An 18639-nucleotide genomic window follows, 5' to 3' on the forward strand; every position below is an offset into this window, starting at 1 on the left:
CTCACGATGGATATGAACGAAATCAAAGAAATCTTCTTCCAGGAGTGCGAAGAGCAACTCGCCGAACTGGAATCGGGTCTTCTGAAATTGAATGACGGTGACCGTGATCCGGAAACCGTAAATGCTGTGTTTCGTGCCGTTCATTCCATCAAGGGTGGAGCTGGCGCATTCGGGCTCGACGATCTCGTGGCCTTTGCGCACGTTTTCGAAACGACGCTGGACTGCGTCCGATCGAACAAGCTCGAACCCGATCAGGACGTCTTGAAGGTCATGCTGAAATCGGCCGATGTTCTGGCCGATCTGACCAATGCTGCCCGTGATGGCGGCAGCGTCGAAGAAGGTCGCACACGCGGTCTGGTCAAGGAGCTGGAAGCGCTGGCTAACGGCGAAAAGCTGGCTCCCGGTTCGTCTGCGTCCGAGCCTGCTTCTGCACCAAAAGCAGTAGCACCGGCCGCCGTTGCCGCACCCGCGCCGACCGACGATAGCGGCTTCCAGCCAGTCGCCTTCTCCTTCGGCGATTTCGAGGACGACACCGTTCCAATGATGGAGACGCCATCCTTCGACGTCGTTTTCAAACCGCAGACATCGCTCTACACCAAGGGCAATGAATCGGCTCTGTTGCTGCGCGATCTATCCCGCATCGGCGAGATGAGCATCAACTGCGACATGACCGCGTTGCCATTGCTTGAAAACCTCGAGCCGGAAACCGCTTATTTCCAGTGGAAGATTTCAATCAAGACGGACAAGGGTGCCGCTGGCATCCGTACCGTGTTCGAATTTGCCGAATGGGATTGCGATCTGGAAATTTCCGAAGTCGTGTCCGACACGCCGGCGGAAGAAGAACTGCCGATGATACCGGTCCCGTTCGATCTTTCTGTTCTGGATGAGGTAGAAGAAGAGCCTGCTATTCTATCTGCTGCCGCGGAAGAGACGATTGCTGCCAAGACGGTTGCCACTGCCGTTGCCGCCACCGAAGTTTCGCGCTCTGTCTCTGCTGCCGCAGAGAAAAAGGAAGCACCGGCCGCAGCTGCTGCCGCTGCCAACGCAAGCGCTGGTCAGACGATCCGCGTCGATCTCGACCGCGTCGACCGCCTCATCAACCTGGTGGGCGAGCTCGTCATCAATCAGGCGATGCTGTCGCAGAGCGTGATCGAAAACGACGCGACCGGTACCTCTGCCGTCAATATGGGTCTTGAAGAACTTCAGCAGCTGACGCGTGAGATTCAAGATAGCGTCATGGCTATCCGCGCACAGCCCGTGAAGCCAGTCTTCCAGCGCATGTCGCGTATCGTCCGCGAAGTTGCCGACATGATCGGCAAGCAGATCCGTCTGATCACCGAGGGTGAAAACACCGAAGTCGACAAGACTGTTATCGACAAGCTGGCCGAGCCGCTGACGCACATGATCCGCAATGCCGTCGACCACGGCATCGAAACACCTGAAAAGCGCGAAGCCGCAGGCAAGAACCCTGAAGGCACCGTCAAGCTGACGGCGAAGCACCGTTCGGGCCGTATCCTGATCGAACTGGCCGACGACGGCGCGGGTATCAACCGCGAACGTGTTCGCCAGAAGGCCATCGACAACGATCTGATCGCTGCCGATGCCAACCTGACGGACGAGGAAATCGACAACCTGATCTTCGCACCGGGCTTCTCGACTGCCGACAAGATTTCCGACATTTCGGGTCGTGGCGTGGGCATGGACGTGGTCAAGCGCTCGATCCAGGCACTCGGCGGTCGCATCAGCATCACATCGCGTCCAGGCCTCGGCTCGACCTTCACCATGAGCCTGCCACTGACGCTGGCCGTTCTCGACGGCATGGTCGTCACCGTTGCTGGCCAGACGCTGGTCGTTCCTTTGACGGCGATTGTCGAAACCTTGCAGCCGGAAGCCGTGAACATTCACTCCTTCGGCTCCAACCAACGCCTGATCTCCATCCGCAACTCGTTCTGCCCGCTGGTGGACGTCGGTCGCATTCTCAACTTCCGCAACACCCAGGCAAACCCGGTCGACGGTGTTGCTCTGCTGGTGGAGTCGGAAGGTGGCGGCCAGCGCGCTCTGATGGTCGATGCCATCCAGGGTCAGCGTCAGGTCGTTATCAAATCGCTGGAAGCCAACTACACCCACGTCCCGGGCATTGCCGCCGCAACCATCCTGGGTGATGGCCGCGTCGCGCTTATTCTCGATGTGGATGCCGTTGTCGGTGCGTCTCGTGGCCAGTCGCTCAAGCAAGAGATGTCTCTTGCGGCAGCCGGTTGAAAGTAGTGATGAATGACAGCGCTCAAGTTTAACGATACACGCCTATCCCCGGACGAAGTGCTTGCCAGCGGAGAATATCCGCTGACACGCCGCGATCTGTCCGAAATCGCCGCGATGATCTATGCCGATGCCGGCATCTATCTGAACGACACAAAGGCGTCGCTCGTTTATTCGCGACTGTCCAAACACATCCGCAACCTGGGTATTGCCGGTTTCCGGGAATATTGCACCCTGGTTTCGTCACAGGAAGGCGCGCATGCCCGCCGTGAGATGCTGTCGCATCTGACGACGAACTTCACGCGCTTCTTCCGCGAAAACCACCACTTCGAGCATCTGCGCGATGAGGTTCTGCCGGGGCTTATCAACCGGGCAAAAGCCGGTGGTCGTGTCCGTATCTGGTCCGCCGCCTGTTCCGACGGGCAGGAGCCATATTCGATCGCATTGACGGTTCTGGGCATGTTCCCCAATGCCGCCGATTACGATTTCAGGATCCTGGCCACGGATATCGATCCCAAGATTCTCGCCCAGGCAAGGGCAGGGGTCTATGACGAGAACGCGCTGGAAACCGTTTCTCCCGCCATGCGCAAGCAATGGTTCCAAGACGTAGATGTCGGTGGACGCCGCAAGCACCAGATCAGCGACAAGGTCAAAAAGCTTATCACGTTCAACGAGTTGAACCTGATGACGCAATGGCCCTTCAAGGGCGGTTTCGACGTCATTTTCTGCCGCAACGTCGTGATCTATTTCGATGAGCCGACACAGGTGAAAATCTGGTCGCGTTTCGCAGGTCTTCTGCCGGAAGGTGGACATCTTTACATCGGCCACTCCGAGCGTGTCTCGGGTGATCCGAAGGCGCTGTTCGACAACACCGGCATCACCACCTATCGCTTCATCGGCAAACCCAGCGGGAGAAAAGCATGACTGCACCCGCCAGAGTTCTCGTGGTCGACGACTCGCCGACGATGCGCGGCCTGATTTCGGCTGTCCTGAAGGCTGACCCCGACGTTCAGGTGGTTGGCCAGGCGGGCAACGCTATGGAAGCGCGCGCCGCGATCAAGGAACTCAACCCGGATGTGGTAACGCTCGACATCGAGATGCCGGAGATGAACGGCCTCGAGTTTCTGGAAAAAATCATGCGGCTTCGGCCCATGCCCGTCATCATGGTCTCGACGCTCACGCATCGCGGTGCGGGTGCGTCGCTGGCAGCCCTTGAAATCGGTGCGTTCGATTGCGTTGGCAAACCAGCGCCGGGTGACAGCAGGCCGTTCGGCGATCTGGCCGAAAAGGTCAAGGCTGCGGCACGTTCTCAGCACCAGAGCTACCGCAACATCGTGGCAGAAAAGCCCGTTGTTTCTGTACCAATGGCAGTGAGCGATTACCGCGTCGGGCGCAAGATCGTGGCTATCGGCTCCTCCACCGGTGGTGTGGAGGCATTGATTTCGGTGTTGCAGAAGTTTCCGGCCAATTGCCCGCCGACCGTCATCACACAACACATGCCCTCGACGTTCACGAAAAGCTTTGCCGAACGCCTCAACCGGCTCTGTGCGCCCGTGGTCGAGGAGGCAACGGATGGAGCACGACTCCAGACCGGTAAAATATACCTCGCACCCGGCGGAGAGCGCCATTTGCAGGTCGTTAATCATTCCGCACCAAGTTGCAGGCTTTTGGAAAAAGAACCTGTTAATGGCCATCGTCCATCCGTGGATGTTCTGTTCGATTCCGTGGCCGAACTTGCCGGACGCAATGCCGTTGGCGTCATCCTGACAGGGATGGGGCGTGATGGTGCTGCCGGATTGCTGAAGATGCGCCATGCCGGTGCGCGCACGATCGGTCAAAACGAAAAAACCTGCGTCGTTTATGGCATGCCGCGCGTTGCTCATGAGCTCGGTGCGGTTGAACAACAATACCCGCTCAACGCCATCGGCGAAGAAATTCTGAAACTTACTGCTGCCCGAAAAGAAGGTTCCGACTAATGTCTCTTGCAGAAAAAATCAAAGTTCTGATCGTTGACGATCAGGTTACCAGTCGCCTGCTGCTCAGCGATGCGCTGACGCAGCTCGGCTTCAAGCAGATCACCTCCGCTGGCGATGGCGAACAGGGCATGAAGATCATGGAGCAACAGCCCCATCATCTCGTGATCTCCGACTTCAACATGCCGAAGATGGACGGTCTTGGTTTCTTGCAGGCGGTTCGCACGAACCCGACCACCAAGAAAGCTGCCTTCATCATTCTGACCGCGCAGGGCGACCGCGCGCTGGTTCAGAAGGCAGCCCAGCTGGGTGCCAACAATGTTCTGGCAAAGCCATTCTCCATCGACAAGATGAAGGCGGCGATCGAAGCCGTATTTGGATCCTTGAAATGATCGAAACCGCAGCCAAGCGCGTACATATTATCCAAGGCGAGTATAAAATCGCCAACGATCCCGATGTGGTCCTGACGACCATTCTCGGCTCGTGCGTGGCTGCGTGTCTCAGAGACCCTGTTGCGGGCGTCGGTGGCATGAACCATTTCTTGCTGCCGGGGACAGGGGGTACGGGGGGTGGAGATGCAACCCGTTACGGGGTGCATCTCATGGAATTGCTGATCAACGGCTTGCTGAAGCAGGGGGCACGCCGTGATCGTCTCGAGGCAAAGATTTTCGGCGGGGCGAAAACCATTGCCAGCTTCTCGAATGTCGGCGAGCAGAACGCCGCATTCGCGGTGCAGTTTCTAAGGGATGAAGGCATTCGTCTTCTCGGGCAATCAACCGGGGGAGATTCAGGTCGTAAGGTGGAGTTCTGGCCGGTATCCGGTCGGGCGCGTCAGCATCCGCTCAGCGGTGCCGAAACGCAGTCGACGGTTGCTCTGGAAAAGCGTCCAGCGCCAGCTCCGAAGCCAGTGGCCAACGATATCGAGTTTTTCTAAAGCGGCGCGCGCAAGCATGTTTGCTTTGCCGTTTAGTCATTTTGTTTCAGCTTCGAACCGGAAACTCATTACGTTTCTGGTCCGGCGCTCTGGTCACGGAGTATTTTATGCAGATCGCCGAGCACGCTGAACTTCAAGCGTTCGAAGAAGCGCTTCCCGACGTGTTGATGCGGGTCGTGTCCGAATTACACGACGTGGCCTACCTCATCGAGCGGATCGAGCCGCAATTGCTCGAGGCGACCGATGGCGCAGTAACGACCGAAGGCATGAGGCTGTTGCAGGGTATCGATCTCGCCGTTCAGAAGACGCGCGGTCTTGCAGAATTTATCGACACGATCACCGGCTCAATTCCCCTGGATTGGGCGGTCGACGTTTCGACGGCGCTCAGCCTCGTGAAACTCGCTGAAATGCAAAAAGCGCTGGGTGCTGGTTTGCGTCACGGACATTCGCAACCGCTGGACAAGGTCTCCGGCGACTTTGATTTATTCTAGCCAGTCGACGCTGATGACGGGCGGGCCGTGAGGCCCGATCCTGCTCGCATATTGAGTTGGCCCACTGTCATCGTTGCGCCAGAAGGCCTTATAAACCCAAAATTTATTAAATAATGAGCGGCAGAGCACTGTTTTTGTGCAAGTAAAGCGCCGCGCAAGCTTCAAAGTATTATCTGCACCCCGGTTTACAAGAGATAATGGTTTTTGCCGTTTGGCTGGCCAGTTCCGGGGTCATGATTGATGAATAGTGTAACGAATAGTGGTTTTTCCAGCTCGCTTTTCCCGAATTTGCTGGAGCTGGCAAAGACGCAACGCCTGGCGTTGATGGATCTCTTCAAATTTGCGGAGAGTTTCACCGCCGAAGGTCGCGTGAACGAGGCCGTGGCGCTTTACAAGACATGGCTGGCCTTCAACGACAACCATGCTGGCCTGCAGATGGTCTACTTCAATTACTCCGTCACCTTGCGTCAGGCCAACGATCTTCCCGGATCGATGAATGCCATGCGCACCGCGTTGCACATAGATCCGCTTTTCGGGCCTGCCCATATCAATCTGGGCCGAGCTTTTGAGGACGGTGGCGCTGTTCCGCAAGCCATCCAGCAATGGCAGAAATTTGCCGACAGCACATCTGAAACGACACCGGATCGCCTATCCTACAGACTGATGGCACTACAGCACATCGGTCGCGTCATGGAAAATGCGGGCTTGCTCGAGGAAGCGGAGACCGTGCTTTGGCAGGCGATGGAACTGCGTCCCGAAAAGACCGAGACCGGCCAGCACTGGACCGCGATCCGCCAACGCCAGTGCAAATGGCCGATCATTCAGCCGTCCAGCCATATCACCACACGGCAGATGATCAATTGCATCTCGCCTTTGACTTTGGGCTGTTATTCCGACGACCCGATGTTCCAGCTTGCAAAAGCGCATGAGTATATCAAAGGTTTCGTTGGTCGCCTCGACATCAAGAATTTCCCACGTGCAAAGGTCAAGCAAAAGTCAGGCACGGGTCAACGCCTGCGCGTCGGCTATGTCTCATCCGATCTGCGCGATCACGCGGTCGGTTTTGCGTTGCGTGAAGTTCTCGAGTTGCACGACAAGAAGAGCGTCGAAATTCACGCCTATTATTGCGGCGATGCGGTTGCCAACGATGTGACACAAGACCGTATGAAAGCCGCCGTCGATGCCTGGCACGATATCGGTTCGCTGTCTGACGAAGCGGCCGCGCGGCAGATTGCCAGCGATGAAATCGACATTCTCATCGACGTCAACGGCTTCACGAAACATGCCAGAACGAAGATTTTTGCCTATCGCCCGGCTCCCGTCATCGTCAACTTCTGCGGTTATCCGGGTTCGATGGGCGGTGCTTTCCACCAGTACATGATCGCCGATGCGCAGATCGTCCCGCCGGGCAGCGAAATCTATTATGCGGAAAAAGTGCTGCGCATTGCCTGCAACCAGCCGATCGACCGCAAACGGACAATTGCCGAAAAGCCTACCCGTCAGCAGGCCGGTCTTCCGGATGACGCCTTCGTCTTTGCCTGCTTCAACGGTATGCAGAAGATCAATGCCAGCACTTTCGATCAATGGATGAAGATATTGACGGCCACGCCTGGCAGCGTGCTGTGGCTGCTGAGCGGTAATGAAAAGGCCGATCAGCGCCTGCGTCAGCTTGCCGAAGAGGCAGGTATCGCGCCCGAGCGCATTATTTTCGCACCCAAAGCGCAGAATGCCCAACATCTGGCGCGCATCGCCGTTGCTGATCTTTTCCTCGATACATTCCCTTATGGCGCGCACTCCACGGCAGCGGATTCGCTGACCGTTGGTCTTCCAGTCCTGACATTCCCCGGAAAGAGCTTCGCCGCCCGTTTCTGCAGCAGCGTGGTGGCTGCAACGGGTGTGCCTGAACTGATCTGCGAAGGTCCGCAGGACTATGTCGAAAAGGCAATTGCCTATGCGAAAGCACCTGAGACATTGAAGACGGTCAGAGACAAGATTCAGGCCAATCGAGAGACGAGTGCGCTTCGTGACATTCCAGGATTGGCGCGCCGTCTGGAAGAACTGTTCTGGCAGATGCAGGGCGAAGCCGAGCGTGGAGAAACGCCTGTTCCAGATCTCAGAAACATGGACGTCTATTACGAAATCGGCGCAGAACTCGTTCTGGAAAACCTTGAGTTCGTCGATGAGCAGACCTATCGTCAGCGCTATCTTCAGAAGCTACGTGAGTGGCACGACTATTCGCCGATCCCGACCGACAACAGGTTGTGGACGAGCGAGGCCGCCGCTAAGGCTTGATGTCTGAAAATCACTATCGATTTCAGTCGATCACAGTGCACACACCATAAAGCAGAGCGGCCTTGCGCACTTAAAAATGCGGGGCGCTCTGAAACATCATGAGGGCAGGTCGAGTGTCTCAATCCAAAAAGATTGCAATTGTCGGAGCGGGGCTTTCCGGTGCCGTCATTGGTCGCGAACTGGCAAAAGCGGGTCATCATGTCGATATTTTCGACAGACGTGACCATATAGCGGGCAATTGCCATACGGAACGGGACACGGAAACCGGCGTGATGGTCCATGTTTACGGTCCGCATATTTTTCACACCGACGATGCGGAAGTCTGGGAGTACGTCAATACCTTCCAGACGTTCATGCCTTACAAGAACCGGGTCAAGACGACGAGCCGGGGCCAGGTGTTTTCGCTTCCCGTCAATCTGCACACCATCAATCAGTTTTTCGACAAGACATTCCGGCCCGATGAAGCCAAGGCTTACATCGATGAGCAGGCCGACAAGACCATCACGGATCCGCAGACCTTCGAAGAGCAGGCGCTGCGCTTCGTTGGACGTGATCTCTACGAGGCCTTTTTCCAGGGCTACACCCAGAAACAATGGGGTTGCTCTCCAACGGCTTTGCCGGCTTCGATCCTCAAGCGCCTGCCGGTGCGGTTCAACTATGACGACGATTATTTCTTCCACAAATACCAGGGCATGCCGGAGACCGGATACACGCCGATGGTGGAAAACATTCTCGATCAACCCGGCATTCGTGTCCATCTGAACAGCAATTTCGGGCGTGCGGATGTGAGCAATTACGATCACACCTTCTATTCCGGCTCGCTCGATGGTTATTTCGATTATACCAATGGTCGCCTAGGGTATCGCACGCTCGATTTCGAACGTTTCACCTATGACGGTGATTATCAGGGCTGTGCGGTGATGAACTACGGTGAGGTCTCCGTTCCCTATACGCGCATCACCGAACACAAGCACTTTTCACCTTGGGAAAAGCACGACAGCTCCGTCTGTTACCGAGAGTTTTCGCGCGAATGCGGCCCTGATGATGTGCCCTATTACCCGATCCGGCTCGTTGAGGAAAAAGAGCAGCTTGCTCAATATGTCTCGCTGGCCAATGACGAGAAAGCCGTGACCTTCGTGGGGCGGCTTGGTACCTATCGTTATCTGGATATGGATGTGACGATCCGTGAAGCGCTCGATACGGCGCGTCTTTTCCTGTCGCTCGCAGAAAAGAAAGAGGCGATGCCCTCTTTCCTCAATCCGCCGCTGTAATGCCGCGTTGACATCGAAGCCAATCCTGTAAACCGCTACCCGCTCTTTCCTCTCCCTAACGGGTGAGGGAGGGCGTGGCTGTGCTGTGGCCCAAGAGCCATGCCGGCTCTCATATCGATAAAACTGAAAGCCTCGCACAAGCAACGAAACCTAGGATTGTCGATGTCGAATGCTGCCTTACGCTCTGTGGCCGCGCGACGTACGTTCGGGGCGTGTTGGCTCCGAGACTTCGTTTTCGATAACTGAACTCGCGATCAAGGCCTGCAAATGACGTCGATCATACCTACCCTCACCCCAAGCCAAATCACCAAGCTGTCAACGGCTGAGGTTTCTAGCTGGTCTGCCGAGGATATGGCGGCGCTTTCGACCGATCAGGTGAAGGTCCTTTCTTCAAAACAGATCAACGTCCTGACGTCGGACCAGATATCGGCCATGGAAGCGGAAGATGTGGAAGCGATGTCGCCGAAACAGCTCAGCGCCATTTCGGCAAAAGCGGTCGTGGGACTGACGCTGGATCAGATATCAGTCCTAACTAAAATTTCGATCGAAGGCTTGAGCGCAGGCCAGGTTGCGGCGTTGACGTCAACTCAATTGCAGTCCTTGACGACGGATCAGGCCGAAGCGCTGACGCCATCGCAGATCGCCGCGATGAGTTCCGACCAGTTGGCCGCGATTGAACTGGAAGATCTTGCGACGTTCTCCACGGCAGATATGGCAGCCATCTCCAGCAAAGCCATGCCGGGGTTGAAGGCAGAGGCCATTCTCGTTCTCTCTACCGACCAGATTGCAGCCATAACCGCCAACGCTATCCCGGGTATGACGACCTCGGCATTCAACGCGCTCTCGGATGCGCAGCTTGGCGCGGTGAACACGAGTGCGATTGCAAGGCTGACGACAGACCAGCTTGCGAGCTTGAGTTTCGTACAGTTCAGTGCGCTGACGTCTGGCCAAGCTGCCGCGCTGAAAGCGAACCAGGTCTCGGCGCTTGATGTCGAAGATATTTCTCGACTGTCTTTGGCGGCAATCGCTGCACTGAGCACCACCGTGGTTGCCAGCCTGTCCACGGACCAGATATCGGCGCTATCACCTGAACAATTGGCGAGTTTGACCACGAAGCAGGTGAGCGTCCTCAAGTCATCACAGATAGAAGCCCTGTCCCCCCTCAATATCAAGGCTCTGTCCACAAACCAAATCGCGGCTCTTGGCACGAAAGCTATCCCAGGCCTGTCGGCTGAAAGCGTCGCGGCTTTGTCGACCGAACAAGTTGAGGCATTCACATCGGCTCAGGTGAAGGCTATGAACGCGGCTCAGATCGGGAGCCTCAGCGAAGACCAAATCGCCACGTTCTCGACCGCTGATATAGCAGCGATAACGAGCAGTGCAGCAGCAGAGTTGACGACCAGCGTCGTCGCGTCTCTCTCCAGCGCTCAGGTTGCGTCGATCAGTGCCAGCACATTCTCTAAACTGACAACCGAGCAGATATCGGCGCTGATCATCAGCCAACCTGCCGCGTTGACGTCGACCCAACTCGCCGCATTGACATCGGCTCAGGCGGCGTTGATTTCGAAGGACGATATTGAGGCGTTTTCGACGTCAGCGCTGGCATCATTGTCAGGCAAAGCCATCTCTGGCCTGAAACTGGACGTAATCGCCGCATTGACGTCTGACCAGATTGCGGCGTTGGCGACGGGTACGATTGCCAAACTCACAACGGATCAAGTGGCAGCGCTCTCGACAGGCCAGGTTGCGGCGTTGACCTCGACGCAGATCAAGGTGCTGAGCTCGGCGCAGATCGGCGCTCTTAGTGCCGATGAAATCAAGACGTTTACTGCCGACGAAATCGCGGCCATCACCACCAAGGGAATTGTAGGCCTGAGCACGGCGGCCGTTGCCGTATTGACAGACGCTCAGATCAAGGCGCTCAGCACTGCCTCGATCGCGGTTTTTTCCTCTGACCAATTCAGCGCGTTGACAGGCGGCCAGCTTAAAGCCCTGACGCCCAATCAGTTGAGTGCTATCAAGACGGCGCAGATCAAATCCCTGACGACGGACTATCTTGTTTCGCTGACAAATGAGCAGATAGCTTCGCTTGGTACAGCGGCCATATCTGGTCTTTCGACAGCACAGATAGGTGCTCTGACGGCCACTCAGCTAGAAGCGTTGACCTCTGTGCAGGTCAAGGCGCTCACGTCCGCACAGTTGGCAGTTCTTGAAACGGGCGACATCGCCAAATTTTCCACCGACGACATCGCAGCCATAGGCTCAAAAGCCATTCAGGGTTTGAGCACCGGCGTTGTTGCGGCGTTGACTGCCAAACAGATCGCCGCGCTGAGCACGGTGGCGATTGCGGGGCTGACGACGAGTCAGGTCGATGCCTTCACCACTCTCCAGTTTGGCAGTCTTTCTTCCGCTCAGGTGGCCATGCTGACGTCGGTCCAACTTGGAGCACTGGAGGCTGTCGATATCGCAGCACTGAAGGAATCGGCTGTGGGTGGTTTCAGCACCAGAGCAATTTCCGGCCTGTCGACATCAGCCGTCGCTGCTTTGACGGCAGCGCAGGTCGCGGCTTTGAATTCCAACTCCATCGCAAAGCTCACCAGTGATCAGATTTCGGCCCTGACGTCATTACAGGTCACTGCGCTCTCCACCGCGCAGATCAAAGTCCTCACCTCTACCCAGGTTGCTGCCCTGTCATCGGCATCTATTGCTGCCCTGACGACGGCCCAGGTACCGGCGCTTGCCGCCAAGGCTCTGGCTGGCTTTGGCGCAGATCAGATATCCGATCTCACGACCTTGCAGATCAAATCGTTGACAACATCACAAATTGCGGCGCTGACATCTTCCCAGCTTGCAGGCATGAAAGCCGAAGACGTCGCGGCGATGTCCGTGGACCAAATCCAGGCTCTCAGCGCCAGCGGTGCCGCCGGGTTGTCGACCGATTTTATTGCCGCCCTTACGACCGACAAGATCAAGGTTTTGAGCGTAGGCGCGGTTGGTGCCTTGACGTCCGATCAGATCGTGGCGCTTTCCACCACGCAGGTCGATGCCTTGACGACACGTCAGCTCGCAGCTCTCAAGTCGACGCAAACCGCTGCATTTGGAACGGATGATCTTGCCACCTTCACTTCGGAAGATGTGGCCGCACTCAGCGGTAAGGGTGTGGCGGGCCTCAGTTCAACAGTCATTGCCGCGTTGACGACGCTACAAATACAAGGTCTGTCCGTGGCGGCCGTCGCGGGCCTGACGACGGATCAGGTCGATATTATGAGTTCGACGCAGCTCAACGCTCTTTCAATATCGCAGGTCGGAGCGTTGACGTCGTCCCAGATTGCGGTGCTCAGCCCGACCATTCTGGCCTCCATGTCGGCAGACAAGATCGCTGCCATGCGCGCGAGCGCCGTGACGAGCCTAACGGATACGCAACTGGCCGCGCTGACACCGAGCCAGCTTGCTGGCTTGTCCACCGCGCAGATCGCTGCGTTCACGTCTACCCAAGTATCTGTGATGAGTACCTCGCAGATCGCAGCACTGACCGCGGAACAAATCTCAGCAATCAGCACATCCGGCATTACGGGCCTTTCCAACAAGCATATTGCGGCATTGTCAGTCGTGCAGTCCGAGGCTCTGACGTATACGCAGATCGCCAAGCTGACTGCCGAACAGATCGAAGGGTTTGGAGCCGACGATATCGCGAAGTTCACCGACAAAGAGATCGGGACAATCGGTTCTTCTGCGATATCAGGTCTTTCCACCTCCGTGCTGTCAATGCTTTCCGCAGGCAACATTACGGCGTTGAGCGCGGCCAGTATCACCGGTCTAACGACCGCGCAGGTGGCGTCACTGACGTCGGTTCAGGTGTCAGGTTTGACCACCAAGCAGGTTGCAGCACTGACCGCGGAGCAAGTTTCTGTACTGCGCACCGACGACGTTAAGGCTTTCAAGACGGAGCAGGTCGCCGCACTCAGCACCAGCGGGATTTCTGGTCTGACGATAGCGCAGATCGCGTTGTTGGACACCAACCAGGCCAAAGCTCTGACGAAGGTGCAGGTTCAAGCTCTAAGCTATGCGCAGTTTTCCGCGATCAAGACAGAGGGAATTGCTACATTCACGGATGAAGAGATCGGCTCAATCAGCACGGCAGTGCTGAGTTCATTGTCGACAAGCACGATTGCCAGCTTGACGACCAGCCAAATTGCTTACTGGAGCACGGATGCTGTTGCCAGCCTGACCACCAGCCAGATATCGGCGTTGCAGACTGGGCAGATATTTGCCTTGTCGACCAAACAGGTCGCGGCTCTGAGCTCCCAGCAGCTTTCGGCATTCGGAACTGATGATCTGAACACCATGTCCACGACAGCCATCGCGGCCATCAGTTCAACGGCTATTTCCGGCTTGTCAGCCGACACGATTGCAAAGCTGTTGCCATCGCAGGTTACCGCGATCAGCACAAAGGGGATTTCCGGCCTCTCAACGAGCCAAGTGGCGGCGATGACCGTCGATCAAGTCGACTCGCTTTCAACTGCGCAGGTCGCAACTTTGACGTCGAGGCAGGTGGGTGCTCTTGGCAACGTAGGGATCATAGCGCTGACAACAAGCCAGATCGCGGCTTTAAGCTCTGATGGCATTACGGGACTATCGACCGGTCAAATCGGCGCATTGAGCACGTTACAGGCCGAAGCTCTGACCACCGCGCAGGTGGCAGCACTGAGTTCTGCGCAGGTTGGTGCCTTGGGAGTAGACGATCTGGCGGTGTTTTCCACCAGGGATATGATGTCGCTTTCCAGTGGTGCTGTCGCGGGTCTGTCGACCGAAACACTGTCTCTCCTATCAACGAAGAATCTAGGTATCCTTGCCGCTCTGTCTACCGCTGGCATCAGTGGTCTTTCGACGGCCCAGGTCGCCGCCTTGAATCCGGCCCAACTCGGCGCGCTGACCACGACTCAAATATCGGCCCTCGGCTCAAAACAAGTCGCAGCATTGGGCACGGTTGGTGTCGCAGCACTTTCGACGGCCCAGATTGCAGCTCTCAGCACCGTCGGGGTACCGGGTCTGTCTTCGGCTCAAGTTGCAGCGCTGACGACCACACAGATTGAAGCACTGAACAGCGCGCAGGTGGCCGTCTTGACCTCCACGCAGGTGGCGGGGCTGGATGCTGCTGACCTTGGCGTATTTTCGACTGCGGAACTCGCGGTATTGAGTTCGGGCGCAATTCAGGGCCTTTCATCCTCAACCCTTGCCGGGCTTTCTGCAGACCGCATAGCGGTGCTTGGAACCGCCAGCGTGTCTGGCCTGTCAACAGACCAGATCGCATCTTTGACGCCTGACAAGGTGCAAGCTTTGACGACGGCGCAAGTCGCCTCGCTTAGTTCGAAGCAGATTGCTGCGCTTGGGACGACGGGGGCAGGGGCGCTTTCGACGGGGCAAATCGCGGCATTGAGCACGGCAGGTATCGCTGGTCTTTCAACGGACCAAATTGCGAAACTGTCTGTATCCCAGATCGAAGCCCTCAACACGACGCAGGTGGCAGTTCTCACATCCACACAGGTGAGCGCGCTGGGTGCCGATGATCTTGGCGCGTTTTCAACTGCGGAACTTGCAGCACTGTCGTCTAGCGCCATTCAAGGGCTTTCGACCACGACGATCGCCGGTCTCGCAACAGAAAGGGTCGCCGTTTTGGGGACGGCGAGTATCTCCGGTCTTTCTACCGCGCAGATCGGGGCGTTGACGACGGCACAATTGGAAGTTCTGACCACCGCGCAGGTCGCCGCACTCGGCTCCAAACAGGTTGCTGCGCTTGGAACTGCAGGCGCTAAAATCCTCTCCACTGCTCAGATCATGGCGCTGAGCAGTGCAGCCATAGCTGGGCTTTCGACAGCCCAGATCGATATTCTATCGACCGACCAGGTAGAAGCCTTGACCCCGACACAGGTGGCGGCATTGAGCTCGACGCAACTGTCTGCGCTCGGGAATGACGATATCGATGTCCTGTCCACCGATGATCTTGCGGCGCTGCCGTCCCACGTCATTCAGGGAATGTCGACATCAGCCATCGCCGCCATGTCTACGAGCAGAATTGCCATTTTGAGCACCTCCGGCGTTTCGGGACTGACGAGCGGTCAGATCGCTGCCTTGAGTACAGACCAAGTGGAAGCGTTCACCAGTGATCAGGTGGCGGCACTCGGCTCCAAGCAGCTGGCAGCGTTGGGTCTGGATGACCTCAAGACGTTCTCGACAGCGGACCTCGCCGCCATCAGCGCCGGAGCCATATCGGGCATCTCGACGGCAACGCTGTCTTCACTGCCCACCGAGACCATTTCGTCGTTGAGCTCGCTGGGTATTTCGGGCCTCTCGACCGCACAGGTTGTCGCACTGACTGTCGATCAGATCAGCGTCTTGTCTCCGACGCAGGTTGGAGCGTTCACGTCACAGCAAGTCGCGGCTCTGGGAACCGGCGACATTGCTGCTCTCTCGACAAGCCAGATTGCAGCCATCAGCACAGCCGGCATTGCAGGGCTTTCAAGCAGCCAGGTGGGAGCAATGAGCCTGGAGCAACTGCACAACCTGTCAACCGCACAGGTCGCTGCGTTGACCTCCACCGCGGTTTCGGGACTGACGGCGGATGAGCTGGATACACTCAGCTCGGCACAGATCGCTGCGATCAGCTCCTTGGCTGTCAGTGGTTTGCCGACGGATTTCATTGCTGCTCTGTCCGCCACGGAACTTGCGGCGATGGGAACTGCGGGCCTCTCCGGCTTGACGAGCAAGCAGGTTGCCGCTCTGACGAAGGATCAACTCGACAGCTTCACGACCACCCAGATCGCAGCGTTGAGCGCGGACGGTCTGTCGGGTCTGACCACTGAGGGCATGTCGACTTTCTCGACAGCAGATATCGCCGCCATCGCGTCGGGTTCCATCAGAGGGCTGTCCACGGCCATCATCGCCGCGTTGACGACAAGCGACATCAGCGTGCTGACGCCGGGACAGGTCGGCGGGCTGGGTTACAACCAGATCGTCGCGCTGAGCACCGTGCAGGTGGACACCTTGTCCACGAAGCAGCTCAACGCGTTGAACGCCATTCAGGCTGCCGCGCTGGGAACGGAAGACATCGCACTGTTTTCGACGGAAGATATCATCGCTCTGAGCACGAGTGCTGTTTCCGGGCTATCGACGAGCGTCATCGCGGTTCTGACGACGGACCAGAGTGAGGCACTGACGCCTCAGCAGGTCGGCGCGTTGACCTCAACGCAGGTTGCGGCCATCTCGAAGGAGAATATATCTAAATTCTCCACGGCGGATATCGCGGCCTTCAGCTCTTCCGGTGTTGCCGGGTTGTCGACGGACACGCTCGTCAGCCTGTCCAGCCAGCAGATCGATACGCTGTTGAACACCCATATGGGTTCGCTGACGCCAGCCCAGGTATCGTCGATCATTTCGGTCTACATCGCCGCCTGATCCGAGGCGCGAGCGACTTCTCTTAAAGCCATGAGGGAAACGCTCGCGCAAGCTTCGCCGTCTAGTGAGGTATTGGGACCAAAAGGTTTCTGGACTCTTTGAACGACGGTGCGGGACAGAATGAATCTGTTAAATCAATTCCCTCAGGTTTTAAAAAATATCGCGGCTCTTGGCCAGACGCGGCTTTTGGTGCTGGGTGGTGTGGGCGTTTTGTCCATGGCGATCATTCTTGCAGCCGCGCTTTATGTCAACAAACCTGCCTATGAGACACTTTATGTCGGCCTTGAGACCATGGATCTGAACAAGATCAGCATCGCTCTTGCCGAGTCGAATGTTGATTTCCAGGTGGGAGCCGATGGTACCAGCCTTCAGGTGCCCGTTGGCATGACGAGCAAGGCTCGTCTTCTGCTTGCGGAACGCGGGCTGCCCGATAGCGCCAATGCCGGTTACGAGCTTTTCGACAATGTCGGCTCGCTGGGTCTCACATCCTTCATGCAGGAAGTCACACGCGTTCGCGCCCTTGAGGGCGAAATTGGCCGTTCTATTCAGCAGATCGATGGTGTTGCCGCCGCACGCGTACACATCGTCATGCCCGATGTCGGCAATTTTCGCCGTGGAGAGCAGAAGCCGACCGCCTCTGTCATGATCCGCGCCAGTGCCTCGGCGGGCCGCAAGGCCGCATCCTCTATTCGCCACCTCGTCGCTTCGGCTGTTCCCGGCCTTGAGGTCGATGACGTCACTCTGCTCGACTCCACCGGTCAGCTGCTCGCATCCGGCGATGATGTCGGGAACGGCGCATTGAACCGCTCCCTGACGCTTGCACAGAATGTGCAGCAGGAACTCGAAACCAAGATCGACAAAGCGCTCGCACCATTTCTCGGCATGGACAACTTCCGCTCCACTGTCACGGCAGAGCTGAACACCGATAGCCAGCAGATTCAGGAGACTGTTTTCGATCCCGAATCGCGCGTCGAACGGTCCGTCCGCACCACCAAGGAAGATCAGAAGTCTCAGGAAACCACGCCGGACTCGGCTGCGACCGTAGAGCAGAACGTTCCACAGGCGGCCCCACAGGGTGGTGGCGGTGGTCCGAAGTCTTCGGATGAGACGGCAAAGAAGGAAGAACAGACCAACTACGAAATCAACTCGAAGACAACAGCCACTGTGCGCAATGGCTACACCGTCGACAAGATTTCGATTGCCGTCGTCGTCAATAAGGGCCGTCTTGCGAAAATGATCGGTGAACCGTCCGATCAGGCCAAGGTCGATGCCTATCTTGCCGAAATGCAGAAGATCGTGGCGTCCGCTGCCGGTATCTCGACCGATCGTGGTGACGTCGTGACCATCACCGCCATGGACTTCCTGGAAACGCAGCTTCTTGATCAGGCAGTGGCTGGCCCGGGCTTCATGGAAGTTATGAGCCGCAACTCTGCCGGCATCATCAACTCTCTCGCCTTCGTCGTCGTCGCATTCCTGGTCGTTTGGCTCGGTGTCCGCCCCATCGTTCGCTCCATGTCCGGCGGAAGCGCCTCTTCGACAGCGGAACTCGGTCAGGATGCAGCTGGTCTCGAACTGCCGGACTTCTCTCCCGGCATGGGCGGAACAAGCGCGGGTGGCGGCCTCATGGATGGCTTCGGTGCGGACTTCGGCTTCGACAGCACCGACGACCTTCTCTCGGGCGATGGCGACAGCGGCGATTTCAACCGCCGGGTTCGCGAAGGGCCGGAACGTCGCCTTTCCCGCATGGTGGAAATCAGCGAAGAGCGCGCCGCCAAAATCCTGCGCAAGTGGGCAATCGAAAAAGCAGCTTGAACAAGACGGCCGGTCCAGCACCGGCCTTCTTCCGTTTTATCTCTTGCATCACATTGGCGCACATGGTCTGATTTGGAACGAAATTTACAATTTGTTCATCAAATCGACAATTTACGTTGGAATAGTTGAAATCAACTCTGTGCGAGGTCGATAACATC

Annotated in this window: 10 protein-coding genes; all 10 read left to right on the top strand. The window is 57.1% G+C overall.

Features of this window, described 5'->3' with window-relative positions:
- Positions 1–6 precede the first annotated feature (6 nt).
- The 10 genes from CPJ18_RS21560 (at position 7) to fliF (ending at position 18481) form a co-directional block, all read left to right on the top strand.
- Positions 7–2259 (top strand): chemotaxis protein CheA, encoded by a 2253-nt coding sequence (locus CPJ18_RS21560; RefSeq protein ID WP_103659977.1) that lies wholly within the window; start codon positions 7–9, stop codon positions 2257–2259.
- Positions 2260–2271: 12 nt separating this feature from the next.
- Positions 2272–3180: a protein-glutamate O-methyltransferase CheR gene (gene cheR / locus CPJ18_RS21565; RefSeq protein WP_077118698.1), complete on the top strand. Its 909-nt coding sequence runs from the start codon at positions 2272–2274 to the stop codon at positions 3178–3180.
- Complete coding sequence (cheB, locus tag CPJ18_RS21570; RefSeq protein ID WP_103659978.1) at positions 3177–4232, top strand: protein-glutamate O-methylesterase CheB; 1056 nt, start codon at positions 3177–3179, stop codon at positions 4230–4232. The genes cheR and cheB overlap by 4 nt, the downstream gene beginning before the upstream one ends.
- The gene (gene cheY2, locus CPJ18_RS21575; RefSeq protein ID WP_042618009.1) at positions 4232–4621 is read left to right on the top strand and encodes a chemotaxis response regulator CheY2; all 390 of its coding nucleotides are present in this window, start codon (positions 4232–4234) and stop codon (positions 4619–4621) included. The genes cheB and cheY2 overlap by 1 nt, the downstream gene beginning before the upstream one ends.
- Complete coding sequence (gene cheD, locus CPJ18_RS21580; protein WP_077101551.1) at positions 4618–5163, top strand: chemoreceptor glutamine deamidase CheD; 546 nt, start codon at positions 4618–4620, stop codon at positions 5161–5163. The genes cheY2 and cheD overlap by 4 nt, the downstream gene beginning before the upstream one ends.
- A gap of 107 nt (positions 5164–5270) precedes the next feature.
- A complete protein-coding gene (gene cheT, locus CPJ18_RS21585; RefSeq protein ID WP_077101553.1) occupies positions 5271–5654 on the top strand; it encodes a chemotaxis protein CheT in 384 nt (127 codons plus the stop codon).
- A gap of 240 nt (positions 5655–5894) precedes the next feature.
- Positions 5895–7946, top strand: coding sequence for an O-linked N-acetylglucosamine transferase, SPINDLY family protein (locus tag CPJ18_RS21590; protein ID WP_103659979.1), 2052 nt, complete (start codon positions 5895–5897; stop codon positions 7944–7946).
- A gap of 98 nt (positions 7947–8044) precedes the next feature.
- The gene (gene glf, locus CPJ18_RS21595) at positions 8045–9217 is read left to right on the top strand and encodes a UDP-galactopyranose mutase (RefSeq protein ID WP_153366612.1); all 1173 of its coding nucleotides are present in this window, start codon (positions 8045–8047) and stop codon (positions 9215–9217) included.
- Between the two features lie 267 nt (positions 9218–9484).
- The gene (locus tag CPJ18_RS21600; RefSeq protein ID WP_103659981.1) at positions 9485–16669 is read left to right on the top strand and encodes a hypothetical protein; all 7185 of its coding nucleotides are present in this window, start codon (positions 9485–9487) and stop codon (positions 16667–16669) included.
- A 120-nt stretch (positions 16670–16789) separates the two neighbouring features.
- Positions 16790–18481: a flagellar basal-body MS-ring/collar protein FliF gene (fliF, locus tag CPJ18_RS21605; protein ID WP_103659982.1), complete on the top strand. Its 1692-nt coding sequence runs from the start codon at positions 16790–16792 to the stop codon at positions 18479–18481.
- Positions 18482–18639: the final 158 nt, after the last annotated feature.

This window comes from Agrobacterium rosae, from assembly GCF_002915175.1.
Lineage (GTDB): Bacteria > Pseudomonadota > Alphaproteobacteria > Rhizobiales > Rhizobiaceae > Agrobacterium > Agrobacterium rosae.